The organism is Dactylosporangium vinaceum, from assembly GCF_019904175.1.
In the GTDB taxonomy this organism is placed as follows: Bacteria; Actinomycetota; Actinomycetes; order Mycobacteriales; family Micromonosporaceae; genus Dactylosporangium; species Dactylosporangium vinaceum.
Map to the genome: position 1 here is coordinate 11,800,476 of NZ_CP061913.1, position 25,732 is coordinate 11,826,207.

25 protein-coding genes and 1 pseudogene are annotated in these 25,732 nt (G+C 71.5%); 1 reads left to right on the forward strand and 25 read right to left on the reverse strand.

Annotated elements, in window-relative coordinates:
• Positions 1-4: 4 nt before the first annotated feature.
• The 5 genes from pheA to Dvina_RS53240 form a co-directional block, all read right to left on the reverse strand.
• A complete protein-coding gene (pheA, locus tag Dvina_RS53220) occupies positions 5-952 on the reverse strand; it encodes a prephenate dehydratase (protein ID WP_223100090.1) in 948 nt (315 codons plus the stop codon).
• Between the two features lie 9 nt (positions 953-961).
• A complete protein-coding gene (locus tag Dvina_RS53225) occupies positions 962-1,477 on the reverse strand; it encodes a hypothetical protein (protein ID WP_223100092.1) in 516 nt (171 codons plus the stop codon).
• A 91-nt stretch (positions 1,478-1,568) separates the two neighbouring features.
• Entirely contained in the window at positions 1,569-1,958 is a 390-nt protein-coding gene (locus Dvina_RS53230; RefSeq protein WP_223100094.1) for an ACT domain-containing protein, read from the reverse strand.
• Positions 1,959-2,040: 82 nt separating this feature from the next.
• Positions 2,041-2,466, reverse strand: coding sequence for a nitrogen regulation protein NR(II) (locus Dvina_RS53235; protein ID WP_223100096.1), 426 nt, complete (start codon positions 2,464-2,466; stop codon positions 2,041-2,043).
• Positions 2,467-2,563: 97 nt separating this feature from the next.
• Positions 2,564-3,265 (reverse strand): nuclease-related domain-containing protein, encoded by a 702-nt coding sequence (locus Dvina_RS53240; RefSeq protein WP_246655904.1) that lies wholly within the window; start codon positions 3,263-3,265, stop codon positions 2,564-2,566.
• A gap of 191 nt (positions 3,266-3,456) precedes the next feature.
• Here Dvina_RS53240 and Dvina_RS53245 point away from each other — a divergent pair, with 191 nt between their 5' ends.
• The gene (locus tag Dvina_RS53245) at positions 3,457-4,647 is read left to right on the forward strand and encodes an arginine deiminase (protein ID WP_223100098.1); all 1,191 of its coding nucleotides are present in this window, start codon (positions 3,457-3,459) and stop codon (positions 4,645-4,647) included.
• A 1-nt stretch (position 4,648) separates the two neighbouring features.
• Here Dvina_RS53245 and Dvina_RS53250 read toward each other — a convergent pair whose 3' ends face one another.
• The 20 genes and pseudogenes from Dvina_RS53250 to Dvina_RS53345 form a co-directional block, all read right to left on the reverse strand.
• Positions 4,649-5,536, reverse strand: a complete 888-nt coding sequence (locus Dvina_RS53250; RefSeq protein WP_223100100.1) for a DUF5926 family protein — start codon at positions 5,534-5,536, stop codon at positions 4,649-4,651.
• Positions 5,537-5,635: 99 nt separating this feature from the next.
• Positions 5,636-6,037, reverse strand: a complete 402-nt coding sequence (locus Dvina_RS53255; protein ID WP_246655905.1) for an ATP-binding protein — start codon at positions 6,035-6,037, stop codon at positions 5,636-5,638.
• A gap of 4 nt (positions 6,038-6,041) precedes the next feature.
• Positions 6,042-7,532 carry a sensor histidine kinase gene (locus Dvina_RS53260; RefSeq protein ID WP_223100104.1) on the reverse strand — a complete coding sequence of 497 codons (1,491 nt, stop codon included), beginning with the start codon at positions 7,530-7,532 and terminating at the stop codon, positions 6,042-6,044.
• 55 nt (positions 7,533-7,587) lie between these two features.
• Positions 7,588-8,436 carry a glycerophosphodiester phosphodiesterase gene (locus Dvina_RS53265; protein WP_223100106.1) on the reverse strand — a complete coding sequence of 283 codons (849 nt, stop codon included), beginning with the start codon at positions 8,434-8,436 and terminating at the stop codon, positions 7,588-7,590.
• Positions 8,417-8,755, reverse strand: coding sequence for a rhodanese-like domain-containing protein (locus tag Dvina_RS53270; protein ID WP_223100108.1), 339 nt, complete (start codon positions 8,753-8,755; stop codon positions 8,417-8,419). Before Dvina_RS53270 ends, Dvina_RS53265 begins: the two co-directional genes overlap by 20 nt.
• Before the next feature lie 9 nt (positions 8,756-8,764).
• A complete protein-coding gene (locus Dvina_RS53275) occupies positions 8,765-9,841 on the reverse strand; it encodes an LCP family protein (RefSeq protein ID WP_246655906.1) in 1,077 nt (358 codons plus the stop codon).
• 316 nt (positions 9,842-10,157) lie between these two features.
• Positions 10,158-11,408 carry an LCP family protein gene (locus Dvina_RS53280; protein ID WP_223100112.1) on the reverse strand — a complete coding sequence of 417 codons (1,251 nt, stop codon included), beginning with the start codon at positions 11,406-11,408 and terminating at the stop codon, positions 10,158-10,160.
• Between the two features lie 71 nt (positions 11,409-11,479).
• Positions 11,480-12,448 carry an NAD-dependent epimerase/dehydratase family protein gene (locus Dvina_RS53285; protein ID WP_223100114.1) on the reverse strand — a complete coding sequence of 323 codons (969 nt, stop codon included), beginning with the start codon at positions 12,446-12,448 and terminating at the stop codon, positions 11,480-11,482.
• Between the two features lie 361 nt (positions 12,449-12,809).
• Positions 12,810-14,289, reverse strand: a pseudogene (locus Dvina_RS53290) (solute symporter family protein); the annotation flags it as partial.
• The gene (locus Dvina_RS53295; RefSeq protein WP_223100118.1) at positions 14,282-14,671 is read right to left on the reverse strand and encodes a DUF485 domain-containing protein; all 390 of its coding nucleotides are present in this window, start codon (positions 14,669-14,671) and stop codon (positions 14,282-14,284) included. The gene Dvina_RS53295 and the pseudogene Dvina_RS53290, both read right to left, overlap by 8 nt.
• A gap of 165 nt (positions 14,672-14,836) precedes the next feature.
• Entirely contained in the window at positions 14,837-15,340 is a 504-nt protein-coding gene (locus Dvina_RS53300; protein WP_223100119.1) for a flavin reductase family protein, read from the reverse strand.
• A 10-nt stretch (positions 15,341-15,350) separates the two neighbouring features.
• The gene (locus Dvina_RS53305; protein WP_223100121.1) at positions 15,351-17,201 is read right to left on the reverse strand and encodes an ABC transporter permease; all 1,851 of its coding nucleotides are present in this window, start codon (positions 17,199-17,201) and stop codon (positions 15,351-15,353) included.
• Positions 17,192-17,971 carry an ABC transporter ATP-binding protein gene (locus Dvina_RS53310; protein WP_246655908.1) on the reverse strand — a complete coding sequence of 260 codons (780 nt, stop codon included), beginning with the start codon at positions 17,969-17,971 and terminating at the stop codon, positions 17,192-17,194. Before Dvina_RS53310 ends, Dvina_RS53305 begins: the two co-directional genes overlap by 10 nt.
• Positions 17,972-17,993: 22 nt before the next feature.
• Positions 17,994-19,691: a sodium/solute symporter gene (locus Dvina_RS53315; protein ID WP_223100124.1), complete on the reverse strand. Its 1,698-nt coding sequence runs from the start codon at positions 19,689-19,691 to the stop codon at positions 17,994-17,996.
• Positions 19,688-20,068, reverse strand: coding sequence for a DUF485 domain-containing protein (locus tag Dvina_RS53320; protein WP_223100126.1), 381 nt, complete (start codon positions 20,066-20,068; stop codon positions 19,688-19,690). Before Dvina_RS53320 ends, Dvina_RS53315 begins: the two co-directional genes overlap by 4 nt.
• 105 nt (positions 20,069-20,173) lie before the next feature.
• Positions 20,174-21,751 (reverse strand): DUF4153 domain-containing protein, encoded by a 1,578-nt coding sequence (locus Dvina_RS53325; RefSeq protein WP_223100128.1) that lies wholly within the window; start codon positions 21,749-21,751, stop codon positions 20,174-20,176.
• A gap of 227 nt (positions 21,752-21,978) precedes the next feature.
• Positions 21,979-23,010, reverse strand: a complete 1,032-nt coding sequence (locus tag Dvina_RS53330) for a HAMP domain-containing sensor histidine kinase (protein ID WP_223100130.1) — start codon at positions 23,008-23,010, stop codon at positions 21,979-21,981.
• Complete coding sequence (locus Dvina_RS53335) at positions 23,007-23,654, reverse strand: response regulator transcription factor (RefSeq protein WP_223106231.1); 648 nt, start codon at positions 23,652-23,654, stop codon at positions 23,007-23,009. Before Dvina_RS53335 ends, Dvina_RS53330 begins: the two co-directional genes overlap by 4 nt.
• Positions 23,655-23,771: 117 nt before the next feature.
• Positions 23,772-24,551, reverse strand: coding sequence for a LytR/AlgR family response regulator transcription factor (locus Dvina_RS53340; protein ID WP_223100132.1), 780 nt, complete (start codon positions 24,549-24,551; stop codon positions 23,772-23,774).
• On the reverse strand, positions 24,548-25,732 hold the full coding sequence (locus tag Dvina_RS53345; RefSeq protein ID WP_223100134.1) for a sensor histidine kinase: 1,185 nt from the start codon (positions 25,730-25,732) through the stop codon (positions 24,548-24,550). The genes Dvina_RS53340 and Dvina_RS53345 overlap by 4 nt, the downstream gene beginning before the upstream one ends.

A 25,732-nucleotide genomic window follows, 5' to 3' on the forward strand; every position in this document is an offset into this window, starting at 1 on the left:
CGCCTCAGCCCGTCTCGCCCCCACGAATTCGACGCAGCCATGCGGCCGCATCCGCGAAGTCTGCGTCGGACAGACCGGGGGCGGGGCGGGGCGGGGGCTCCGCGTGGATGTCGGCCCGGGGGTAGGAGCCCAGGAACCGCACGTCGGCGCAGATCCGGCGCAGCGCCTGCAGGGCCTCCCCCATCTGCAGGTCGGCGACGTGGCCCCCGCAGTCCAGGAAGAAGACGTAGCGGCCGAGGCGCTCCCCCGTGGGCCGCGACTCGATGCGGGTCAGGTTGATCCCGCGGACCGAGAGCTCGGTGAGGACCGCGAGCAGGGCGCCGACCCGGTCGTGGGAGATGTACACCGCGAGCGTCGTCAGATCGTCGCCGGTCGGCGGGGGCGGTGGCCCGGGCCGGGAGACGAGCGCGAAGCGGGTCATCGCGTCCGGGTTGTCGGCGATGTCCTTCGCCAGAATGTGCAGGCGGTAGCGCTCGGCGCCGATCTGCGCGCAGACCGCGGCGTCGAACTCGCCCTCGGCCGCCCCGATCGCGGCCGTCGCGTTGGACAGCACGTCGACCACCGACGCGCCCGGCGTGTGGGTGCGCAGCCAGTCGCGGCACTGGATGCCGGCCTGCGGGTGGGCGGCGATCGAGCGGATGGCGTCGAGCGGCCGGGCGTCGCGCGCGGCCAGTACGAACTGCACCGGCAGCACCACCTCGCGGGTGATCATCAGCGGCTCTCCGCCGGCCAGCTCGTCGAGCGTCACGCCGACCTGGCCGCCTATCGAGTTCTCCAGCGGCACCAGCGCGGCGTCGGCGTCGCCGCCGCGCACCGCGTCGAGGCACTCGGGGACGCTGCGGGCGGCGGTCAGGACCCCGCGGTCGGCGGCCGGCACGCTCTTGAGCGCCTGCTCGGAGAAGGTGCCCTCGGGCCCCAGGAACACGAACCGCGTTGGCGGTACACCAGGCATGACACGACTCTAGTTGCACTCCACGGCGTCCAAGAACGCCTGGGGGGCCGTGGCGCGCACCTCTACCGTGCAGGGATCGGTCCCGAGAGTGACGACCGTCAGTGCCGTCGGCGCGCCCTTGGTGATCACTCGCATCGGCTCGCTGTCCGAGACATTGAGGATGGTGTACTGCCACACGCCCGCGCACACGGGAGCCTTCTGGATCGACACGCCGGAGCCGCCGGGCAGGCCGGTGCGCACCCGGCGCACGGCCGCGATGACCTGCTCGCCGCTCGGACGGCCGTTGCAGAACGCCACGTAGGCCTCGGAAAAGCCGGAAGGGCTGGGTGACGCGGACGCCGAGCGCGAAGGGACCGCCGCCGGGGGCGTCGTTTCGAGCGGCTGCGGTTGTACCGGCACGAGCGGCTCCTGGCTCAGGAGGCTCGGCTTGACCGGGGGCGGCGCGACGGCTGCTTCGTGGTGCGTGCACGCGGTCAGCAGGCATCCAAGGCTGACGATCGCGAGGGCGGCGGCCGCGGTGCGCATTGGCACATCGTAGGAGTGCCGGATCGCGGTTGGAACTCTGCCGGGCTCCGGCCGGGGCAGGCCCGCGCGCAGCGCCGCCGAGCGCTGCCGGTCAGGTTGTGACGCGGTGGCCGGCGGCACCCAGAGCGCTCAGCGCTTCGTGCAGCCGGACCGCCGGGACCAGCAGGTAGTCGGTGTCGAAGGTCGAGAAGGCGAAGATGTTGACGCGCGCGTCGGCCAGCGGTGAGACGATCGAGGCAAGCACGCCCGTCAATGCCAGCTGGACCGGCCCGGCGACCCGCAGGCACCGCCAGGGGCTCTCGACCGCGGCACCCGCGGGCACCCGGTCGGCCGGGCAGAGGATCGAGACCTCCTCCGGCGTCCACGTCACCGACACGACGGTGCCGGCGGCGGCGGCCTCGGCGAACCCGGCGGGCATGGCGGATCCGGCCGGCAGGCGGCAGATCGCGTAGTCACCCGGCAGGAGGGCAAGGTCCAGCATGACAAGGAGATTACGGTCTGAACGCGCTCCGTGGCGGCAGGCGTGATGACCGTAACTCCATATTGCCTTTTATGGATATCCGTTAATTGATCGGCGAGAGGAACGTGAGCGAGCCGACCGTCAGCCCGTCCTCGATCAGCGGCGTGGCGATGGCGTCGAACGTGCACGGGCCATCGGCGCAGCGGATCCGGATCAGGCCGCGGGCGAGGCGGCTCGACGTGAGCGCCAGGACCGTGGGCATCCGGGCGACCTCGGTCAGCTCGAGCGCCTGGCCGTCGCCGAAGTCGAGCAGCTGCAGGACGCCCCCGTCCTCGAGCAGGGGCCGGCCCACCGGTGAGTCGGCGAGGCCGAGCATCTTCTCGAACGACGCGGACATCGCCACCACCACCTGCTCGGCATCGATCACCAGACAGGCCTCCGCGGCTCCGTCCACGGTCGTGCCCCAGAGCTCAAGGGTCGGCACCGCTGGGGAAAGGTCGGAGATGGAGAACTCGACGTGCTGCGGCACAGCGCCTCCTCAGGCACCGGTCGTGCGAATGCGAACACCCGGCGTCCGGGCCCGATCGTGAATCTTCATCGCATCGCGTCCGGCCACCTCGAAGAGGCTACTCCGAGTGACCCCGCTTGTCAGTGCCCACCTGCTCACCCTCGCGGTACCACCGGTAGCCCTCGGCGAGCTCGTTGTAGTCCACCTGATACCAGGTGGCCGGGTGCGTGGCCAGGGCATACACCTTGTCGACGGTCTCGGTGGCGAGCCGCTGACCGCGGGCGTTGAGCACCCGCGGAAGCTCGTGGTAGGCCGTGACCAGGCAGCCCTTGGGAACGCCGTAGAAGCTGATCTTTCCGCTACCGGCGAACGCGAGCACCGGCATCACCGGGATCGAGACTCCGGCACTGCGCGACAGTGCCTCGGAGGTGGCGCGCGCCTCGCGGCGGGCCTCCTCGACGTAGCGCGGCCGCTTGCCGTCGATCTGGACCACGTCGCCGGCGAACGCGACCCGGCTGCGCCCGTGGTCCTTGACCGTCACGGCGAACACGCCGCCCGGCCCGACCGCCAGGAACCCGGTCCGCTCGGTGCCACCGAGCTCGCGGAGGTCCAGCACGTGCCACTCGTCGCCCAGGTGGCCGATGAGTGAGCCGACCCGGCGGTAGAGACGGTTGTGTGCCGCCTCTTCCCGGCGCGTGTCGCGCTCGGCCTTACGGGTGCGAACCCAGTCGATGGGGGTCGGCCGGCCCGCGTCGACGATGACGCGATCTTCGTACCCTTCGGGCTGCGAATCTTGACCGCGGAACAGGACGTCGGTCATGTCGCACACCTCCGATGTCGCCGCTTCGGTTGCGTGTGTGTTCAAACACCGTACGTGTTGGGGCCCACAGAAAGCACCAGGTGTGGTCGGAATGACATGGAGTGACTGGGATGAATGCCACATTCACGTCGCCTGGTGAATTTCACATAGCGCCAACCAGACGATATCGGGTCGACCGTTAAGGTGACCCCATGAGTGTCACCACAGAGGTCGGACGCCTGGTCACGGTGCTGTTGCACCGTCCAGGGGCGGAGCTGTCACGGTTGACGCCACGCAACAACGACTCGCTGCTGTTCGACGGTATCCCGTGGGTCGGGCGCGCCCAAGAGGAGCACGACACGTTCGCGGCCGCACTGCGCGCCCACGGCGTCGAGGTGCTCTACGTGGCCGACCTGCTGGCCGAGGCGCTCGCCATCGAGGCGGCCCGGGCCGAGGTGAGCACGGCCGTGCTGGCCGACTTCCGGCTCGGCGACACGCTTCGTGAGAAGGTCGGCTCCTACCTGGCCGAGCTGTCGCCGGCGGAGCTGGCCACGACGCTCGTGGCCGGGCTGAGCCGGTCCGAGCTCGGCGTGGGTCGCGCTTCCGGCCCGCCCGCACCGGACCTCGGCCTGGTGCACGCCCTGATGGCCCCGGGCGACTTCGTGATCGACCCGCTGCCCAACCTGCTGTTCACGCGCGACTCATCGGTCTGGATCGGCCCGCAGGTGGCGGTGACGAGCCTGGCCATGCACGCCCGCAGCCGCGAGACAACGCTCACGCACGCCATCTACCGGCACCATCCGCGGTTCGCCGGCACCACGCTGCTCTACGAGCCGACCCTCGAGCACCTGGAGGGCGGCGACGTGCTGCTGCTGGCCCCGGGAGTGATCGCGGTCGGGGTCGGCGAGCGCACCCGCCCGGCCGGCGCCGAGCGGCTGGCCAAGCGCTGCTTCGCCGCCGGCCTGGCCCACACCGTCCTGGTGGTGCCGATCGCCCAGGAGCGGGCCACGATGCACCTGGACACGGTCTGCACGATGGTGGACGTCGACGCCGTCGTCATGTACCCGAACATCGCCACGACACTGCAGGCGTGGACCGTCACGGCCTCGTCGTGCACGGGCCCGGCCCCGTTCCTCACGGCGGCCGCGGCCGCGATGGGCATCGACACCCTGCGGGTCATCGACACGGGCCTCGACCCGGTGACGGCCGAGCGCGAGCAGTGGGACGACGGCAACAACACCCTGGCCCTCGCCCCGCGCCTCTGCGTCGCCTACGAGCGCAACGTCGAGACCAACGCCCAGTTGGAGCGCAACGGGATCGAGGTCATCCGGATCCCCGGCTCGGAGCTCGGCTCGGGCCGGGGCGGACCGCGCTGCATGTCCGCCCCGATCAACCGGGACTGAGTCAGCGCAGTGGCTGCAGGCGGCCGATGAGGCCCTGCTTGCTGCGGCGTTCGACGGCGGTGAGTGGTTCGGTGACGGCGAGGGCCTGCTTGTAGCGCTTGTCGAAGTCGGCGACGGGGGTTTCCCAGTGCGCGGCCTCGATCTCCAGGGGCAGGTCCCAGACCGGGGCCAGCAGGCCGTGGGCGCGGAACATGCCGGCGAACTTGGTGTTGTCCCCCAGGAGCAGCTCGCCGGCGGCGGACAGGCGCGACAGGGCGTCGAGCGCGCGGTCCTCGTCGTCGCCCAGGACGAGCCGGACGTGCGAGCGGTCGGTGACCCGGCACCAGTAGGTCGCCGGGGCGGCGGCGAGCTTCACGGTCGGGAAGATGCTCGCGTTGGCCCGCTCCAGCGACGCGCGCACGTTGGGGTCGTCGGTGGCGTTCTCGTCGAGCCAGAACTCGAAGCCGTCGTGGACGCTGATGTCCAGCGGCGCGACCTCGATGACGTCCTGGAGGCGGTCACCGACACCGGGCAGGGCCGGGATGTCGACGGTCTTGCCCGACGGGGTCTCCAGCGCACACAGCAGGGCCACGGCCAGGTCGCGTGACACGTCACCGGACTGGACGTGCCGCTGCAGGCCGATCAGGACCCGCCCGTCCGGCTTCGTCATGGCCGGCCACGCCATCGGCAGCACCGTCGCCAGGGTGACCTGCCGGTCGCCGTACTTCTCAGCGAAGGCCGCCGAGAGCTTCAACGGCGCCGAGGCGGCCGGGACCAGCTCTCGCAAGGCGACCCACTCGGGCTCGTCGGCCAGACCCTCGAACGGTCGCCCGACGTACACGTCCCGGATCTTCTCGCGCTTCTCGCCGCTGCTGGCGCGGCCACGGGGGGTCTTTGCACGCTTGCTCACGGCGACCCAGCCTAGGCCTTCATCGACCGCCACGGGCGCACACCATGACCCACCGGCGCGTCAATCACCTTAAGAAGCCCACAAAAGCGACAAATGCCGCTAGAGCGTCGCCCACACGCACTGGCCGAGGCCGTCGCGCTCCACGCCCCAGCCGGTCGCCAACGCGGCCACGATTGTCAGGCCGCGGCCGTCCAGCGCGTCCGGAGTGGCCACGCGCAGCTGCGGGCCGGCCGGGGAGCCGCCATCGGTCACGCGGATCTCGAGGCCGCCGTCGGCCAGCAGGCGCCAGGCGACGCGGATGACGTCGCCCGGGAGGGGAGCGGCGTGGCAGACCGCGTTGCCGACCAGCTCGGCGGCGATGGCGACCGCGTCGTCCAAGCGGCCGGCGGGGACCAGGGTGTCCAGCTCATCGGCGAGGCGGTGGCGGGCGACGTGGGCGCCGCGGGCGTGGTGTGGCACCACGACGCACCAGGCGCGGGGTTCCGCGATAGTTGTGGACACGCTCTCAAGCCTCCCCGGGGCCGTCAGCGTCAGCTCGGGGCAGTCGCACTTCGGCGACGGTCCCTCCCCCTTGACGTGGTCGCAATGATACCCATCCATGTTGACGCTCAACGATCCGGCGAACCAGGTAGAGCCCCAGGCCGACGCCGCCGCTGGAGCGCTGGTCGCCGGTCTCCAGCTGCCAGAACCTGTCGAAGGCGCGTTCGACGTGCTCGGGCCGGATGCCGATGCCCCGGTCCGACACCCGGAACCAGACCGTACGCGCATCGGCGCCCGCGGTCAGCTCGATCTCTACCCACTTCGGGGAGTACTTACCGGCATTCGTCACCAATTCCGCCAGTACCGTGGCCAGGCTGGCCCGGTCCCCGCGCGTCTTGGGCAGCGAGTCGGGCAGCCGCACGGTCAGGGACTGGCGCTGCTCGGCGTTCAGGTCCTCGACCGCGCCGGCCAGGGACTCGACCAGGTCGAACGGCAGCAGCGTCGTCGACTCGACAGCCGGCGCCCCGTCGTCGCCGACCGCGTTGAGCAGCCGGTCGACCAGGCGGCTGAGCTCGCGGGCGCGCTGCCCCACGACCTGGATGGCCTCGCGGCGGGACTCCTCCGAGAGTGACTCCCAGTGGTCGACGAGCGTGTCCGCGTAGCCCCGGATGACCGTGACAGGCGTCCGCAGCTCGTGCCCGGTCAGCGCGATGAAGAGATCGCGGCCGTCGGGGGGCGGCTCCGGCCGGGCCCGGAACGAGACGGCCAGGTCCTGCGAGCCGGTGACCCGGGCGGTGCGAATCTCCATCCAGCGGCCGGAGGGCAGCTTGTGCGCGATCGTGGCGTCGCCGGCCGGCAGCGGGAACGGGAACTGCTCGCCGATGGCCGTCTCGGCCGGGACCGAGGTCAGCAGGGCGGCGGGCGGGTTCCACGCGCGGACCCGGTGCTCGGTGTCCAGAAGCGCGAACGGCTCACCCGCGGGCTTGACCGCCGGGCCGTCGCTGTAGACGGGCAGGCCCCGCCCCAGGCCGTACTGCAGCCCGATGAACGACGCCAGGAAGCCGAGCGCCGCCTTCTCCCGCTCGCCCGTGGGCTCCTCCGAGTCGCCGTAGGCCGCGAAGAGGACCCCGACGCCGGTACCGTTGGCCGCCGCCTCCGAGGCCATGACGCGGTACAGGCCCCGGCTCGCCAGCTGCAGGCCCCCGGCGGTGCCGATGAGGCTGCTGGGAAACTCGCGGACCCGGGTGCCGAACTGCAGCAGGCCGCGCACGGCGGGGTGGATCAGGTCGACCGGCCGCCCGAGCGCCCAGGCCAGCTCGCCCGCGGCCGCGATCACCCGGCCGTTGTCGGCGGCGTATTCGATGAACGCGGCCCCGGCCGCCCCGGTGACCAGGCCGGCCACCTCGACCGAGCGCTGCAGGCCGGGCAGGCCGCCGCCGCCGGAGTTCAGCGCCTCCGTGACCTCGGCCAGCCCCGCGAAAACCGGGGTACCGAAGGCGGAGCCACCATCGACCATGGTGCGAGTCTGCCTCGCCGGGCCGAGCTTTGAAAGGTCGAATGCGAAACTTGTATCAGGTCCGGTGACCCATCTCCCGGAGCCGCTCGATGACGTAGGCCGGCCGGTCGGAGATGATGCCGTCGACGCGCAGCTTCGCCACCAGGTCGACCTCGTCCGGCTCGTTCACGGTCCAAACGTAGACCGGGTGGCCGCGCCGGTGCAGGCGCTCCACCAGCTCCGGAGCGGCCCGTAGCAGCTGTACCCCGGGCCCGCCGATCGTGCTGCCCGGCGGGAGCCGGCCGATGCGGCTGGGCACTGACCACACGTCGATGAGCATGACCGTCGGCAGGTGCGGCGCGAGCTGGTGGACCCGCTTGACCGCGTTGGCCGAGAACGACATGACCGTCACCTGAAGTGGGCGTTCGGGGTCGGGGCGGTCCAGGCCGTAGCGCCGCAGCAGCTGCAGCACCGCCGACTCGACCGCACCGCCGAAGCGCACCGGGTGCTTGGTCTCGATGAGCACCCGCATCGGCCGCCCCGCGTCGGTGGCGACCCCGAGGAGCTGGTCGAGCGTCAGCACCCGGCCCCGCCGATCGGACAGCAGCCCTTCGTCGGACACGTCGGTGCGCCATGGCGTGGGCTCGGACACGTCGGTGCGCCACGAGGCGAAGTCGAACCGGTCCAGCTCGGCAAGCGTCTGGGTGCTGACCCGGCCCCGGCCGTCGCTCGTCCGGTCGATCCGCGAGTCGTGCAGGCACACGAGGTGCCCGTCGCGGGTGAGCCGGACGTCGCACTCGAGCCCGTCCGCGCCCTCCTCGATGGCGAGGAGGTATGCGTCAAGCGTGTGCTCCGCGTGCCGCCGCGACGAGCCGCGATGCGCGAAGACCAGCGGAGACCAGGGCTCAGATGACTCGGGGAACACCGCCGTCCCCGCTCACCATGGGCTTCCCGGCGGCCGCCCAGCTCTGCATGCCGCCCTCGAGGTTTATCGCGCGCTCCCGCCCGTTCTGCTGGAGGAAGGCCACGACTTGGGCGGAGCGGCCGCCGACCCGGCAGACCACGACGACGTCGCGGTCCGCGGGGATGTCGTCGATGCGGTGCGGGATCAGCATCATCGGCACGTGCACGGCGCCGGGCGCGTGCCCGGCCTGCCACTCGTCGTCCTCGCGCACGTCGAGCAGGTAGGCATCGTCCGCAACGTCACCGGCGGTCGTGCTCGGGAGAGAAGGTCGGCTGAACACCCAGCCAGGCTACATGTGGTTGACCCAGGTGGGATTCTCGACCGCCCAGGAGTCGAGCAGGTCCTCGCGCATCGCGGTGTAGAGACCCTCGGCCTCCGGGAGTGCGATGACGAAGGAGATGCCGCCGATGTCCTGCGGCTCCGACGGCACCTGCAGGCCCATCAGGTTGCTCGGGTCGACGTTGCGCAGCGCGAACATCAGGTCGGCCAGCGACACCCCGTTGGTGTCGACGGTCAGCGCCTGGCCGATCGCCCGGATGAACTTGTCGGCCGCGATCGGGTTGGTGGTGAGGCCCCGGTCCTTGGCCTTGTCGAGCATCGCCCGGATGAACTTCTGCTGGTTCTTCTGGCGGTCGTAGTCGCCGTTGGCCAGGCTCTTGCGCTGGCGGACGAGGTCGAGGGCCTGCCACGACTCGAGGTGATGGCAGCCGGGCTCGTAGACGGCCGGGTGGCCGCCGTTGGCCGGGGAGAGGTAGTTGCCCTTGTCGTCCCAGCCGAGGTGGATCGAGGTGACCTTCTGGTCGATGCACATGTCGATGCCGCCGAGCAGGTCGACGGCGGTCTTGAAGCCGTCGAAGTTGACGATCGCGGCCCCGTCGAACTGGATGCCGAGCAGGTCGTGCAGGGTCTCGGCGAGCAGCTGGACGCCGCCCTCGCCGCCGCCGCCATACTGGAACGCGCCGTTGATCTTCTCGTGCGACACGCCCTTGAAGTCGGTCGGCGCGAAAGCCGGGATCTTCACCCGCAGGTCGCGCGGGATCGACAGCAGGTAGGCCCGGTCCATCGAGGCCGGGATGTGCAGGATGATTATCGAGTCGGAGCGCTGGCCGTCTTCGGGGTCGAGGGCGCGCAGGTCCGAGCCGAGCAAGAGGAAGTTGAGCGGGCCCGTGACCGTGTTGTGGTGCACCTCGTCGGGGTTGCCGGCCCGGGAGTTCTGACCGAGCAGCGTCGACTGGTTAATGCTTGCCGAGTAGCGGCGGTTGAGCGCGTCGACGCCGGCGACCGCGGTGCCCGAGGCGAGCACGACGATGAGACCGGCCGCGATGAGCAGCTTCGCCCAGATCGGGTCACGCCCTGGAAGTTTCACCTTCGGCTTCTTCACCTTTGTCGGTGCAGAAGGGGCGATTTCGGCACTTTCCGGGGTAGGCTCGCTCGCGGAGGAGACCGTGCCGTCCAAGTCCGTCATGCGCTTCCCCCGGCCCACCCGCCTGCCAACGAGCGGGAATCAATACGAGTCTACGTACGCGTGCCCAGATCCGCCGACCGCGAATCCCCGCAAAGGCGTCGATGGGCGATTTCTACTCGTGCACTCGGCATTCAGGCAATGAGATGTAGACGACAGCCCGGACATGCAACCCCCGCCAAGGGAGGACATGCCCGGGCTTGTCCGTTTTAAGCGCCGGCTACTTGGACTTCGACGGGGCCGTCGACGGCTTCGGGCCGTTGGCCGCCGTCCAGTCGCCCATCTTGTCGTTGACCACCGCGTCGTACAGCGAGGTCGCCTTCTCCTTGTCCGGGACCACGACGTCCTCGCCGTTGATCTTCTTGCTGCCGTCGTTCGGGCTGACCATGAACGTCAGGTCGTCGCTGCGCAGGTTGCGGAACTGCAGCGCCATGTCGGCCAGCGAGAAGTCCTTGTCCACGGTCATCGCCTTGGTGACGGCCTTGAGGAACGAGTTGAGCTTCGACGGGTTCGTCACCGTGCCGGAGGAGACCGCCTTGTCGAGGATGGCCTTCATCATCTCCTGCTGGTGGCGCATACGGGCGAAGTCGCCGTCGGCGAACTGGTACCGCTGCCGCGCGTAGTCCAGGGCCTCGTCGCCGTTGAGGTGGTTCATGCCCTTCTTGAACTGCCGCTTCGGCGGGTGGATCGAGGTGATGTCCTTCTCGACGTTCATGTCGATGCCGCCGAGGGCGTCGATGACCTGCTTGAACCCGCCGAAGTCGATGAGCAGCACGTGGTCCATCCGGACCTTCGTGTACTCCTCGATCGTCTGCACGGTCAGCGGAGTGCCGCCCCACGAGAACGAGGCGTTGAGCTTCGCGTTCGTGTTGCCGTACTGCGTCGTCTTGCTCTTGGGGATGTGCACGTAGAGGTCGCGCGGCATCGAGATCAGGTAGGCCTTCTGGTGATCGGCCGGGATGTGCAGGACGATCATCGTGTCGGTGCGCCACTCACCCGCCTTGCCCTTGTTGTCGGGGTCGCGGGAGTCGCTGCCGAGCAGCAGGATGTTGAGCGCGCCGTCGACCACCTTCGGCGGGCGGCCATCGGTGATCTGCGAGAACGGGTCGTCGCGGTTGAGGCCCGCGTCGACGCTGCGGTAGTAGAAGTAGCCGCCGAGGCCGGCGAGCAGGGCCAGGACGAGGACGCCGGCCCCGGCGACCAGGGCGATGCGGCCCCAGCGCGGGCGGATCTTCTTGCGGCCCGAATACTGCCCCCCATTGCCCGGCGTGCGGCCGGTCCGGCCAGAGGTTGGCGGGGAGGAGGGCGGCGGCGGAGACGAGGACGGCCGCCCGTACACGCCAGGCGACGACGGGCTCGTAGGGGCGTTGGCTGCGGAGACCCGGGCGCGGGCGCCCGAAGTCCGAGCGAGCGCGCCGGGCACCGAGGCGCGACCCGCGGAGGGGCCGCGTGAGCTAGGCGTGTTGGGCATGACTCAACGATACGAATTCAATGCCTCCCCGCCACGTAAGGCGACGGGCGCGGCACGAACCCGGGAGAGGGTCAGCGGCCGCGGAAGTACTCGACGGTGCGCGCCAGACCCTCCTGCGGCCCGACAAGGGGCTCGTATCCGAGCAGCTCACGCGCCTTCGTCAGGTCGGGCCGGCGGCGCTCGGGGTCATCCGCGGTCCGCGCGATGAGCGCCACGCGGGACGAGCTGTCACATATGCGCACGATCGTCTCGGCCAGCTCGAGCATCGTCATCTCGTGGGTGGTGCCGCAGTTGACCGGGCCGGTCTCGCCGGAGTCGAGCAGCAGCAGGATGCCGCGCACCAGGTCCGACACGTAGGTGATCGAGCGGGTCTGGGTGCCGGTGCCGTGGACGGTGATCGGCTCACCGCGCAGCGCCTGGGAGATGAATGTCGGGATCGCGCGGCCGTCGTCGGGGCGCATGCGCTCGCCGTAGGTGTTGAAGATCCGCACGATGCCGACGTCGGCGCCGCGGCCGCGGTGGTAGCCCATGACGGCCGCCTCGGAGAACCGCTTCGCCTCGTCGTAGACGCTGCGCACGCCGATCGGGTTGACGTTGCCCCAGTAGGTCTCCGGCTGCGGGTGCACCAGCGGGTCGCCGTAGGCCTCGGACGTCGACGCCATGATGAACCGGGCGCCGTCGGCGACGGCCCGCTCCAGCAGCTGCAGCGTGGCCACCGAGCCGACCCGCAGGATCTCCACCGGCAGGGCCTCGAAGTCGGTCGGGCTGGCCGGGGAGGCGAAGTGCATGATCGCGTCGAACCGCCCGGCGAGGGCCTCGACGGCCGGCAGCGGCTCGGTGACGTCGGCCTCCACCAGCGTGAACAGAGGGTTGTCGCGCAGGTGCGCGACGTTGTCCTTGCTGCCGGTGAGGAAGTTGTCGACAACGACGACCTCGGCCCCGCGAGCGACAAGGGCATCCGCGAGGTGGGATCCGACAAACCCGGCACCACCGGTCAGCAGGACCCGGTGACCCGCGCCGTAACGTTGCGCAACGACCATGACCGACAGCCTATCGTGTCGCGGCACCGGGTCTGAGGGCTCGGCGGCGCCCTCAGACCCGATGCTCCCGGGGATGATCGTCAGTGCGCGCCGGCGCCGGTCAGCGACCGGGCCTCCAGCTCCGCGTACTTGTCCGAGTCCCGCTCCTTGCTGGTCATCGCGCCGATCGCGGCGAAGATGAACCCGATCGGGATCGAGATGAGACCCGGGTTCTCCAGCGGGATCGGCGCCGCCGTCGTGCAGCTGAACAGCGCCGTGGCGTTGGAGACCTGCTTGCTGTCCACCGGCACGCCGCAGGTCTTCGCCTGCGCCGCGTTCAGCGTCGCCGGGGTGCGGGCGCTGCTGACGCCGCCCCAGGCGATCGGGCTCATCAGCACGATGCCGACGGCCGCGATGAGGCCGGCGTAGATGCCCCAGGTCGCGCCGCGGGTGTTGAACCGCTTCCAGAACAGCGAGAACAGGATCGCCGGCAGGTTCGCCGACGCGGCGATCGCGAACGCCAGCGCCACCAGGAAGGCGACGTTGAGGTTGCGGGCGATGATGCCGAGCACGATGGAGACGGCGCCGATGGCGAGGGCCGACCAGCGCGCGACCTGCACTTCCTGCCGCTCGTCGGTCTGACCCCGACGCAGCACGTTGGCGTAGAGGTCGTGCGCCAGCGAGGACGAGGAGGCCAGGGTGAGCCCGGCGACCACGGCGAGGATGGTGGCGAAGGCGACCGCGGCGATGATCGCCAGGAGCAGCGACCCGCCGAAGTCACCGCCGAGATAGTCCTTCCCCAGGACCTGCGCCAGCTGTGGGGCGGCCGTGTTGCCGGCCGCGTCCTGCGCGACGATCGCCTGCCGGCCGACGAGCGCCGCGGCACCGAAGCCGAGCGCCAGGGTCATCAGGTAGAACGCGCCGATGAGGCCGATCGCCCAGACGACGCTCTTGCGGGCCGCCTTGGCGTTGGGGACCGTGTAGAAGCGGATCAGGATGTGCGGCAGGCCGGCGGTGCCGAGGACCAGGGCCAGACCGAGCGAGATCAGGTCCAGCTTGCTCCACGCCGTGGCCACCGCGTTGCCGGCGAACTCGCGGCCGTAGCGCAGGCCCGGCTGCAGGAAGGCGTCGGCCTTGCCCGACTTGGCCGCGGCCTCGCCGAGCAGGCTCGACAGGTTGAACTTGTAGTGCGCGAGCACGAGCAGCGTCAGGATCAGGGCGCCGATCATCAGCATGAACGCCTTGACGATCTGCACGTAGGTCGTGCCCTTCATGCCGCCGACCGTGACGTACACGATCATCAGCACGCCGATGAGCGCGATCGTGACGATCTTCGCGGTCTCGGCACTCATCCCGAGGAACGTGTCACCGGCCTTGATGCCCAGCAGCAGCGCGACGAGCGCGCCGGCGCCGACCATCTGGGCCAGCAGGTAGAAGATCGACACGATGATCGTCGAGATGCTGCCGGCCGTGCGGACCGGCGCCTGGCGCATGCGGAACGCGAGCACGTCGGCCATCGTGTAGCGGCCGGAGTTGCGCATCAGCTCGGCCACCAGCAGCAGCGCGACGAGCCAGGCGACCAGGAAGCCGATGCTGTACAGGAAGCCGTCGTAGCCGTTGAGCGCGATGATGCCGGCGATGCCCAGGAAGCTCGCGGCCGACATGTAGTCGCCGCCGATCGCCAGGCCGTTCTGGAAGCCGCTGAACGAGCGGCCGCCGGCGTAGAAGTCGGCGGCTGTCCGGTTCTGCCGGCTGGCCCAGATGGTGATGCCGAGCGTGACGCCGACGAGGACGATGAACAGCGTCAGCGTCAGCGTCCGCTGGGTCGTCACCGACGTCGCGGCGAGAATCGTCTCAGGCATCGGCCTCTCCCTCCGGGTCGGAGGCGGCGGCGACCGGGGCCGGCCCGCCCTCGATCTTGGCGCGCAGGTCGTCGGCCAGCGGGTCGACCCGGCGATCGGCGTAGCGCGCGTAGAGCCACGCGATCAGGAACGTGGACACGAACTGCAGCAGACCGAAGATCAGTGCGACGTTGATGTTCCCGACGATCTTGGTGCTCATGAAGTCGCGGGCGTAGGCGGACAGCAGTACATACAGCGCGTACCAGACCAGGAACGCGATGGACACGGGAAAGACGAACTTGCGCAGCGCACTGCGCAAGGCGTCGAACTCCGGCGTACGGGCGACGGCGATGTAGCGGTTCTCGCCGCCGGTCTCCGCGGGGGCCGGGGTCTCGGTGCTCATGGTTGATCACCACCTGCCATTGGGGTGTGGGTAAACGCGCACGTTAAGAACCCGGCAGGCATCAATGAAGATCTTTTGCCGCTTTGGTACCCCCCTGCGCCGAACGGCACCGCCCGTGCGCCAGGTGACAGCCGTCACACCGTTAACCGGTGGTATCGAAAATGATCAACGCCGGTAGCGGCCGCGCTCGTGGATCAGCGCATCGGTGGCGCCGGCGGCGAACTCGACCCGCTCGATCTCCGCCTCCACCAGCAGTGACCAGCCCTTTTCCGCCGACCCGACCAGGCGGCACCCGGCCCACGTGCGCCCGGCCGGCACCGGGCCGTAGTCCGTCGGCTCCCACTCCCCCGTCGCGAAGAGCCCGCCCGGCGAGGGCATCAGCCCGGCGAAGCGGTCGGCCAGCTGCCGGTCGTCGCTCAGCAGCAGGCTCACCGCGAAGCGCCCGCTCGCCGAGAGCGCCGTCCACAGGTCGCTCTCGTCGTCGACCAGGCCGAGCACCCGCCCCGGCTCGCCGTCCACCACGAGCATCGACGAGACGGTCAGTCCCTGGGGCGCGGAGCCGGCCGTGGTCCACAGCGTGACGGCCGACGGCAGGTGTCCGCGCAGCCGGCGCACGGGCGAGCGCTGCGAGTCGGGGGTGGCGAACGGGTCCGAGGCGTGGATGCTCACCGGGACATTGTCAGGCCCGCTTCGGGGTCACCGCGGCCAGAACCTCCGGAGCGCGCCGCTGGAGCAGGTTGCCGGCCAGCCAGGTGCCGAGCCACGCCAGCGCCAGGCCCCAGCCCACGCCGATCGGCAGCAGGATCCAGGTGAGCGCGGTGGGCAGCAGGGTGGAGGCGATGGCCACCGGCGAGGCGAGGATCCAGGTGGCGAACATGCTCACGAACGACAGCAGGCCCTTGACCCCGCCCCGGCCGCTGTTCATCGCGAACGGGTTGCTGGAGTCGGGCATCGGATACGGCGCGAGGACCGACGTGATGCCGGCCGTCCCCACCGAGATGCCGAACGAGCACAGACCCACCCCGAGGGCGGCCGGCAGCAGTGCGGCGTGCCCGGAGATGACCGAGGCGGCGACGGTACCGGCGGTCAGCAGCGGGAACGTCAGCACGCCGACGGCCAGGGCGCGGGCCGCCAGCTCGACCTGGCCCGGGACCGCGGTAAGCATGTGCAGCGCATAGGCGGTGCCGTCGTTGCCGAACTGGTTGACGAGCACCAGGCCGACGAACGCGCCCGCGAAGAGCAGCGAGAACACGAGCGCGCCCGGCCCGAACGAGGTGGGAGCGCCGCCGTCCGGCCGGCCGTTGCGAAGGCCGAAGGTGAACGCGAACGGGATGACGACCGACGCCGCCAGCAGCGAGATGAGGCTGGCCCGGCGGCGGGGGTCGCGCAGCCAGTACCGCATCTCGCGGGACAGCAGCGCCGTGAACCGGCCCGGCCGCAGGAACCGCACCAGGCCCGGGATGAACGCCCGGACCGGGGCCTCGCCGCTCGTCGCGCGGCGGGCGGCACCGGGGCCGCTGGCGTTGCCGATCATCGCCGACTCGATCGTGCGGCTCCACCACCACAGGAGCAGGACGATCCCGGCGGCGCCGATCAGCAGCCGGACCGGCACGAGCAGCCAGTTGCCCTCGATCGCGTCGACGTAGGCCACATAGGGTGCGGCCAGCGGGGTCCACGAGAGCACCTCGCCGACCCGCGTGGCCTGCGGGGACTCGCCCCGCTGGATGAGCGCGAACACCAGCTGGAAGAGCGGGTTGCAGGAGATGCCCAGCAGCGCGATGAGCAGGGCGGCCAGGTCACGGACCCGGCGCGAGCGCAGCATCCGGGCGAACGCGCTCGTCACGGCCCGGCTCGCGGCGACCGCCACGCCGATGCCGACGAGCGCGCCGAGGACCGCGACGAGCGCCGCACCGACCCCGCCGTCGAGCGCGGCGCCCAGGACCGAGCCGAGGGTGGCCAGCAGCGTGACCGTCGGCGGGATCCCGACGAACGCCGCGGCGAGCATGCCGCTGATCAGCGTGCGGCGCGGGACCGGCAGCAGCGCGAAGCGGGCCGGGTCGAGCGTCTCGTCGACGCCGAAGAACAGCAGCGGCACGAAGATCCAGGCCAGCACGACCGCGGCGCCGGCGAAGGCGGCCACCGTCGGGCGGAGGTTGTCGCCGGCCAGGCTGGCCGCGGCGAACGCGGCGAAGCCGCCGAGCGCGGCCCACAGCCCGAACAGCGCGCCCATGATGAACAGGATCAGCCGCCCGTGCCGGCCGAACCGCTTGGCCGCCGACTCGGTCGGGTGGGCCCGGCCCGGGCGCAGCGAGTTGCGCAGGATCCGCAGCTTGAGCCGGACGAAGTAGGAGATCCGGGGCCGGCCGGTCGCGATGGGTGCGCCCGCCGGCCGCGCGCCCGGCGGCAGCTCCCCCGGCGCCGGCCGCTGGTGAGGAATCGGCGCGGTTGGCGTCGCGGCGGGCCCGCGGCTCACGGCTTCGGCGCGGACCGGCTCGGCGGCCGGGCCGGGCCCGGCGTCCCCTACAGCCACGACAGCTCCGCGCCCGTCGCGACGCGGCCGCCGACCACGTCGACGAAGACGTCCTCGAGCTCGCGCCCGCCGCGGACCTCCTCGGTCGTGCCGACGATCTTGATGTGGCCGTCGGCCAGGATCGCGATGTGTGTGCAGAGCTTCTCCACGACGGCCATGACGTGGCTGGAGAAGATGACAGTCCCGCCGTTGCGCACGTAGCGAATGAGGATGTCGCGGATCAGGGCACCGGAGACCGGGTCGACCGCCTCGAAAGGCTCGTCGAGCACGAGCAGCCGCGGCGCGTGCAGCATCGCGCAGGCCAGACCGATCTTCTTCTTCATGCCGGCCGAGTAGTCGACGACGAGCGTGCGGCCGGCATCGGCCAGGCCGAGCACGTCGAGCAGCTCCGTGGCCCGGCTGTCGACGACGTCCGCCGGCAGGCCGCGCAGGAGGCCGGTGTAGGCGAGCAGCTCGCTGCCGGAGAGCCGGTCGAACATGCGGGCCGAGTCGGGCAGCGCACCCAGGCGCCGCTTGGCCTCGACCGGGTCCGACCACACGTCGTGGCCGAGCACGTACGCGTTCCCGGCGTCCGGGCGCAGCAGCCCCACGGCCATCGAGAGCGAGGTGGTCTTGCCGGCGCCGTTCGGGCCCAGGAGCCCGTAGAACGACCCCACCGGCACGTCGAGATCGACGCCCGCGACCGCGACCTTGTCATCGAAACGCTTTGTGAGCCCCCGCAGCGCGAGAGCCGAATTCGGCCCGCTCGTCACGTTCTGAACGTAGGTCACGCTGTCCATCCCCGCCAGTTGCTCACAACCGCAGCGCATCGGGTGCGTGCAGGCGAAGCATGATCGCTCCGACGCTCGCGGGCAACCGGCGCCTTGTCAGCAGGGAGACCAGAATCATGACCAGAAAGGCCAGCGGCACCGACCAGGCGGCCGGTTGAGCGGTGAGGACGCCCGCCCAGCCGTCGAGCGGGCCGCCGAGCACGGTCAGCAGCACGGCGGTGATCGCCGCCCCGCCGCCGGCGATGATCCCGGCCGCCGCGCCGGCCGCGGTCAGGCCGCGCCACCAGATGCCGAGCACCAGCAGCGGGCAGAAGCTCGACGCGGCGACGGCGAAGGCGAGCCCGACCACCTGAGAGACGTCCAGGCTGGCCACGAACAGCGCCAGCAGCAGCGGCACGACCCCGGCCAGCAGCGCCGAGCGGCGGAAGTCGCGGACCGAGCCGTGGCCGAGCACGTCCGTCGACAGCACGCCGGCCACGCTGGTGAGCAGGCCGGAGGAGGCGGACAGGAACGCGGCGAACGCGCCCGCGGCCACGAGCGCGCTGAGCAGCCGGCCGGTGACGTCGCCGCCGAGCACGGCCGAGGGCAGCAGCAGCACGACGGCGTCGGTGTTGCCGGTCATGAGCAGCTGCGGCGTATACACGCGGCCGAGCGCGCCGTAGAGGGTCGGGGTGAGGTAGAACACGCCGACGAGGCCGAGCACGACGAGCGTGGTCCGGCGGGCGGCGCCACCGTCCGGGTTCGTGTAGAAGCGCACGAGCACGTGCGGGAGACCCATCGTGCCCAGGAACGTGGCCAGGATGAGCGAGTAGGTGCCGAACAGGTCCTGGGGTGAGTCGCCCGGCAGCAGCCACTCGGTGGGCGAATCGGCGGAGACCGCGGCCACCTGCGGTACCGCCGCCGCTTCATCGAACACCAGCAGCGCACCTTCGGCGACCGTGTGCTCGCCCACTGTGAGCAGCAGCGTCCCGTCGATGAGCACGCCGTCGACGAGCCCGTGCCCGTTGACGGGCGTCGGTTCGGCGACCGTGAGCCGGGTCTCGTGCTCGACGTCGACGCTCGTCACGGCCGGGAACCGGGGCCCGTCCGGCGCGCTCAGCGCGGGGCGGCCGTCGTGCTGCCACTGCATGAGCAGGAACAGGAACGGCACGGCGAGGGCGGTGAGCTTCAGCCAGTACTGGAAAGCCTGCACGAACGTGATGGAGCGCATGCCACCGAGAGCGACGTTCGCGGTGACCACGACCCCGACGATCAGGGCGCCGAGCGCATACGGTGCGCCGGTCACGGTCTGCAGCGTGAGCCCCGCGCCCTGCAGCTGCGGCACCAGGTACAGCCAGCCGATGAACATCACGAACGCCGTGGCCAGCTTGCGCAGCCGCTTCGAGCGCAGCCGGACCTCGCAGAAGTCGGGCAGCGTGAACGCGCCCGAGCGGCGCAGCGGCGCGGCCACGAACAGCAGGAGCGCGAGGTAGCCGGCGGCGAACCCGACCGGATACCAGAGCAGGTCGACGCCGTGCTTGAGCACCAGACCGGCGACGCCGAGGAAGCTGGCCGCGGAGAGGTACTCCCCGCTGATCGCGGCGGCGTTCCAGGTCGGGCTGACCATGCGGGAGGCGACCAGGAAGTCCGAGGTCGTGCGGGCGAAGCGCAGGCCGTAGAGCCCGATGGCGACCGTCGCGAGGGTCACCAGCAGCACCGCGGCGACCGAGTAGGAGCTCACTTCTGGCCGCGGTCCTCGACGAGTGCGACGAACTCCTGCTCGTTGCGCTCGGCCAGGTGCACGTAGACGGCGCCGACCAGGTACAGGAACGGGTACGCCAGCACGCCCAGCAGCAGCCAGGGCAGCGACACCCCGAACAGGCGGGCGTGCGCGATGGCGGGCACGGCCGCGAACAGCAGCGGCAGCCCGCCGAGCCCGACCGCGACCACCGCCGAGAGCCGCACCGCCACGGACAGCTGAGCGCGCACCAGCCCGCGGGCCAGGGCGGCCCCGACCGGGCTCTGCTCCTCCAGCTCCGCACGCGCCCGCGCGGGGTGGATCGGCCCTCGGGAGGCGTCCCCGAGCACCACTCGAACACGCGGAGTAGGCGGCTCCATGGACGGCAGTCTTGCAACGGCCGGGAAACAAACGCAAGGGCCGACGTCCCCCGTATGAACGTCGGCCCCCTGCAGTTCCCCGGTTCGGTACTGCCGTTCTCCGGGTCAGTACCGCCGATAGCAGGGGTACTTCCCTGCGTCGAGCGGTCCCGGAACCATCTGACGCGCGTGGGCCCGGGCCAGGTTCCATCCCCGCCAATCGTCGGGGTTCGCCGCAAGGTCGGCGGCGATGCCGGACAGTGCGCACTCGCGCGCCCCGGCCGGGAGCCGGTCCAGCTCAGGCACCGCGTCGGCGGAGAGCGAGTGGAGGTACCAGACGTCGGCGTTGTTGCGATCGACCCGCTCGACGTTGTGCGCCGCGATGAACCGGTCGGGGTTGAGCACGGCCAGCCCGAGCAGCACGGCCACCCACAGCGCCACCCCGGCCCGCCCGAGCCAACGCCGGGCCGGGACCGCCCCGGCCAGCAGGACCAGCACGAACAGCCCGCCCAGCCAGAGCTCGACGGCGCTGACGAACACGCGCAGCCGGGTGAAGCCGTACGCCTGCTCGTACACGTCCATCCGCCACAGCGCCGAGCCGACCACGACGAGTGAGCAGAGCGCGAGCAGGCCGAGTACCCCCCGCAGAAGTCCTTTGTCCTGAGGCAGTGCCTTGCGGGCCGTCACGCCCATGACGCAGAGGGTGAGCAGCGTGACGACGAGCAACTGCCAGAAGCCTTTTCGGGCGTACTCCGCGAAGGTCAGCCCCACCGTGCGCATGACATAGTCCCGGTCGCCGAAGAACACGGTGAGCTGCACCCCGACGAACACGATGAACAGCAGGAGCAGCGCGCCGACAGGCACCAGCCACTCGACCCGGCGCACGTGCCGGACCCGCGGCTCGCCATCGCCGATCTCGGAGGGGTTGGCGACCAGGAACGCCCCGCCGAGCGCCAGGCCCGCCGCGACGAGGCCGACGAGCACCCAGCGCACCACCGTGCCGGCGTCGAGGGTCGGCGTGATCGCGGCGACCAGGCGCGCGAACCCGGCGTCCGCACTGGCGAACAGCGCCCCGAACACGATGAGCAGCGCGACGCCGATCCCGATCGAGCCGAGCAGCCGCAGCCCGTTGTCGGCCTGGACCGCGGTCGTGGCCCGCCTGGCCGGCCGGCTCAGCCCCGCGCCCGCCCAGGGAGCGGCCCGGAACACCGCGAGGACGAGCGTGAACGGCGCGTGCAGGATCGCCGGGACCCGCCCGTGCCGCCCGACCGCCATGGCCGTGGCGCCGAACGCGGTGAACGCGCACAGGGCGAACAGCCATCCGGCGGCGCGGAAGAACCCGACCGAGAGCAGCCCCATGGCCGCGGCGCACCACAGCACGCCCTCGATGCGCGCGCCGGCGGTCGCCCCCGGCTTGCGGGCCAGCAGGATCGCGAGCGGCGCCAGGAGCCCGAGCCCGGCGATCGGCCAGCCGAGCCCGGGCCGGTCGACGGGCAGCGCGACCGCGGCGACGATCGCCGCGCCCAAAGCGCCGCCGAGGGCCGTGGTGCTCGCCGCGGGGTTGAGCCGGGGCCAGGCCCGCTCCCACATCGTCGGCGACGGCGGCCCGAGCTGGAACGGGCTGCGCAGGGCCGGGTTGACCGGCGACAGCCGGTTGGCGAACGGGTCCTGCTGCGGCGGTCGCGGCCCGGGCGGCGCCGCCACCGCGACCGGGCCCGGCGGCTGTCCCGGCGGAATGAACGGGGGCCTCGGCGGAGCGGGCGGCTCAGGCTTTGCCGGAGTGTCGGGCATGGCGCGGCTCCAAATGTGGGCAGAGGGGTTCGCGCGGCCGGCCTTGTCGCCGGTCACGGGCACGCTGACTGCTGCGGTCGGCGTCGATGCCGATCACATGCGAGATTGACGTTCGAAGACGGGCGGAGGGTTACCGCCGGTTATGCGGGAAGCGTGACGCGGATCCGGCAGCCGGGGAGGTCGTCCGGCTGCTCCACGACGGCGATCGTCCCGTCGTGCAGCTGGGTCAGCCACTGGGCGATGGCCAGCCCGAGACCGGTGCCGCCGCCGGACGGGCGGGCGCCGCGGGTGAAGCGCTCGAAGACGCGCTCGCGCTCCTCGTGCGGGATGCCCGGACCCTCGTCGGCCACCTCGATCATCACGCGGCCCGGCTCGCGGCGCCCGACGATCGTCACCGTGCCGCCGTCGGGGCTGTGCCGGGTGGCGTTGTCGACGAGGTTGGACAGGACGTGGTGCAGGCGGGCCCGGTCGGCTCTGACCAGGGCGTTCTCCGGGAAGGAGCAGGAGAGGTACTCGACCTTGTGCCCGGTCGCCTGGGCCTTCACCTCGGCCTCGGCGACCACCTCGTGCAGGAGGTCCTCCACGTGGAACAGCTCACGATCCAGCGGTACGACCCCGGCGTCCAGGCGGGAGATGTCGAGCAGCTCCGTGACGAGCCGGCCGAGGCGCTCGGTCTGGGCCAGCGCGGTGCGCAGCGTGGCCGGGTCCGGTTCGGCGACCCCGTCGACGATGTTCTCCAGCATCGCCTGCAGCGCGGAGATGGGCGTCCGCAGCTCGTGCGAGACGTTGGCGATGAGCTCGCGCCGCTGCTGGTCGGCCGCGGCGAGCTCGCCGACCATCTGGTTGAAGGCGACCGCGAGCTGGCCGACCTCGTCCTTGGAGGTGGCGCGGACCCGCGTGGAGTAGTCACCGCGGGCCATCGCCCGGGCGGCGGCGGTCATCTCCCGCAGCGGCCGGGTCACCCCGTGCGCCAGCACCTGCGAGGTGAGCAGGCCGACGGTCAGCGCGATGTACGTCGTGTTCGGCGGGATCCACCCGATGCCGATCCAGAACACGCCGAGCCCCGCACAGGCCGAGGCGAGCAGCAGCACGGCGAGCTTGAGCTTGATCGACCGCAGCGGGTCGAGCGGCCGCGGCAGGAGGTCGGCGACCCTCTTGAGCTTGGCGTTCACGCCGACTCCAGTGCGTAGCCGACACCGTGCACGGTCCGGATCAGGTCGGCCCCGAGCTTGCGGCGCAGCGCCTTGATATGGCTGTCGACGGTGCGGGTGCCGGACGCGTCGGCCCACCCCCACACCTCGGCGAGGAGCCGCTCGCGGGGCAGCACCGTGCGCGGCCGGATCGCCAGGTTGACCAGCAGGTCGAACTCGGTGGGCGTGAGGTGCGCCTCGATGCCGGCCCGCGTGACCCGCCGCTGCGCCCGGTTGATCTCCAGGTCGCCGATGACGATGGGCGTCTGGTTGGGGTCCGGCTGCACCTGCGCGAGCCGCTCCAGCCGCCGCAGCAGCACGTGCACCCGCGCGGCGAGCTCCCGCATCGAGAACGGCTTGGTCAGGTAGTCGTCGGCCCCGACCGCGAGCCCGACGAGCAGATCGTTCTCGTCGTCGCGGGCGGTGAGCATGAGCACCGCGACGGGCCGCTCGGCCTGAATCCGCCGGCACACCTCGAGGCCGTCGAACCCGGGCAGCATCACGTCGAGCACGACCAGGTCGGGCCGCATGAGCCGGGCCGCCGTCACCGCCGCGGGCCCGTCATGCGCCGTGTCCACCGAAAACCCTTCGGCCCGGAGGCGCACCGCGATCGACTCCGCGATCATCCGCTCGTCGTCGACGACGAGCACCCGGCGCCGCTCCCCAGTTGTGTTCACACAGAGGAGCGTAGGCCCGCGAAGTGCAGGCCCTCGGTCGGCGATGTGCAGAAGTTGTGGAGAAGCTCAGGTCCAGGACTTCGCCGCGCGCACCAGGCGGTCCTTCAGCTCCCGTGTGTGACGGCGGGAGACGGGGAGCTCGTGGTCGTCGATCAGCACGACGTAGCCCGTGTTCGTCATGCGCAGCTCGGTGATCAGGCGGAGCTGCACGAGGTACGAGCGATGGATCCTCACAAATCCGGCATCGGCCCACCGCTCGGCCAGCGTGGCCAGCGACACCCGCACCAGATGGGAAGCGTCGGCCGTGTGCAGGCGCGCGTAGTCGCCCTGGGCCTCGACCCAGCGGACCGAGGAGCGGGGCAGCATCCGGGTCGTGCCGGCCAGCTCGACCGGGATCGTCGGGTCGTCCTGGCGGTCGCGGCGGGCGGCCACTGCCGGGTGGGCCGGCACCAGGCGGGTGGCCAGGACGCGGCGGATCGACTCGGCGATGCGGTCGGCGCGGACCGGCTTGCGGACGTAGTCGGCGACGCCCAGGTCGAACGCCTCGGCCGCCCGGTCGTCGTACGCGGTCACGAACACGATCGCCGGCGGGCGGGCGAAGCGGCCCAGGATGCGGGCCAGCTCCATGCCGTCCAGGCCCGGCATGCGGATGTCCAGGAAGACGGCGTCGATGTCGGCGTCGCGCAGGACCCGGAGGGCCTCGGTGGCGTCGCCCGCGCAGTGCAGGCGGCCCACCCGGGGGTCGGCGCGCAGCAGGTAGGCGAGCTCGTCCAGCGCCGGGACCTCGTCGTCGACGGCCAGGACCCGCAGATACCCGCTCTCGGGAAGAGACGAAGTCGAGGTCAATGCGATGACACCCCCGGACGGAATTTCGGCACGCGCATGCTCACCTTGGTGCCGGCGCCGGGGGCGGTCTCCACCACCACGCCGAAGCCGTCGCCGAAGACCGAACGTAGCCGATCGTCGACGTTGCGCAAGCCGACGTGCTGGCCGGCGTCGGTGGTGTCGTCCGCGTTGAGCAGGCTGGCCGGGTCCATGCCCACCCCGTCGTCCTCGACGGTGATGTGGCACTCGGCCCCGGCGTCGCGGGCGACGATGCTGACGGTGCCCATGCCCGGCTTGCGCGACAGACCGTGGCGCACGGCGTTCTCGACGAGCGGCTGCAGGCACAGGAACGGCAGGGTCACCGGCAGCACCTCGGGCGCGATCTGCAGCCGCACCTGGAGCCGCTCGCCGAAGCGGGCCCGTTCGATGGTGAGGTATCTGTCGATCGAGCGCAGCTCCTCGGCCAGGGTGGTGAACTCGCCGTGGGCCCGGAAGCTGTACCGCGTGAACTCGGCGAACTCCAGGATGAGCTCCCGGGCCAGCTCCGGGTCGGTGCGCACGAAGCTCGCGATGGCGGTCAGCGCGTTGTAGATGAAGTGCGGGCTGATCTGCGCCCGCAGCGCTCGGACCTCGGCCCGGGCCAGGCGGGCCCGGGAGGTGTCGAGCTCGGCCAGGGCCAGCTGGGTGCCGACCCACCGGGCGGTCTCGGCGGTCGCCTGCACCAGCCCCGGTGCGGGCGGGCCGTCGGAGAGGGCGACTATGGCCCCTTCGCGCTGCGCCAGGGGTACCACCACAGCGCCTCGAATAGGGCAGTCGACGAGGTCGCAGGGCAGGTCGCGCCCGCCGATCACCGTCGGGCGGCCCACCGCGACCGCCTTGACCGCCGCGGCCGCCGCATGGTCGCGATGGTGCTCCCCGATCCCGTCGAAGGCGAGCACGCGCTCGGCGTCCGTGAAGACGATCCCGGCCGCCCCGGTCAGCGTGCGCAGGTGCCGGATGGCCTTGCCCGCGGCCGCCTCGGTGAGCCCGTTGCGCAGCGGCTCGGCGGCCAGCTCGGCGATGTGCAGCACGTCGTAGGTGGCCCGCTGGGCGGCGGTCGCGATGGCCCGGCGGCCGCGGAGCCGGATGACGGCGTAGACCGCCCCGCCGAGCGCGCACACGAGCGCGACGACGATCAGTCCGGCGGCGAGGTTGGCACCCAC

Bases quoted from the DNA above. Each gene is read 5' to 3' on its own strand.
- Dvina_RS53230 (WP_223100094.1), bottom strand. From the start codon at position 1,958: ATGCTGGACCTTGCCCTCCTGCCGGGTGACTACGCGATCTGCCGCCTG.
- Dvina_RS53260 (WP_223100104.1), bottom strand. From the start codon at position 7,532: ATGGTCGATGGTGGCTCCGCCTTCGGTACCCCGGTTTTCGCGGGGCTG.
- Dvina_RS53225 (WP_223100092.1), bottom strand. From the start codon at position 1,477: ATGCGCACCGCGGCCGCCGCCCTCGCGATCGTCAGCCTTGGATGCCTG.
- Dvina_RS53295 (WP_223100118.1), bottom strand. From the start codon at position 14,671: ATGAGCACCGAGACCCCGGCCCCCGCGGAGACCGGCGGCGAGAACCGC.
- pheA (WP_223100090.1), bottom strand. From the start codon at position 952: ATGCCTGGTGTACCGCCAACGCGGTTCGTGTTCCTGGGGCCCGAGGGC.
- Dvina_RS53335 (WP_223106231.1), bottom strand. From the start codon at position 23,654: ATGATCGCGGAGTCGATCGCGGTGCGCCTCCGGGCCGAAGGGTTTTCG.
- Dvina_RS53245 (WP_223100098.1), top strand. From the start codon at position 3,457: ATGAGTGTCACCACAGAGGTCGGACGCCTGGTCACGGTGCTGTTGCAC.
- Dvina_RS53320 (WP_223100126.1), bottom strand. From the start codon at position 20,068: ATGGAGCCGCCTACTCCGCGTGTTCGAGTGGTGCTCGGGGACGCCTCC.
- Dvina_RS53240 (WP_246655904.1), bottom strand. From the start codon at position 3,265: ATGACCGACGTCCTGTTCCGCGGTCAAGATTCGCAGCCCGAAGGGTAC.
- Dvina_RS53285 (WP_223100114.1), bottom strand. From the start codon at position 12,448: ATGGTCGTTGCGCAACGTTACGGCGCGGGTCACCGGGTCCTGCTGACC.
- Dvina_RS53280 (WP_223100112.1), bottom strand. From the start codon at position 11,408: ATGCCCAACACGCCTAGCTCACGCGGCCCCTCCGCGGGTCGCGCCTCG.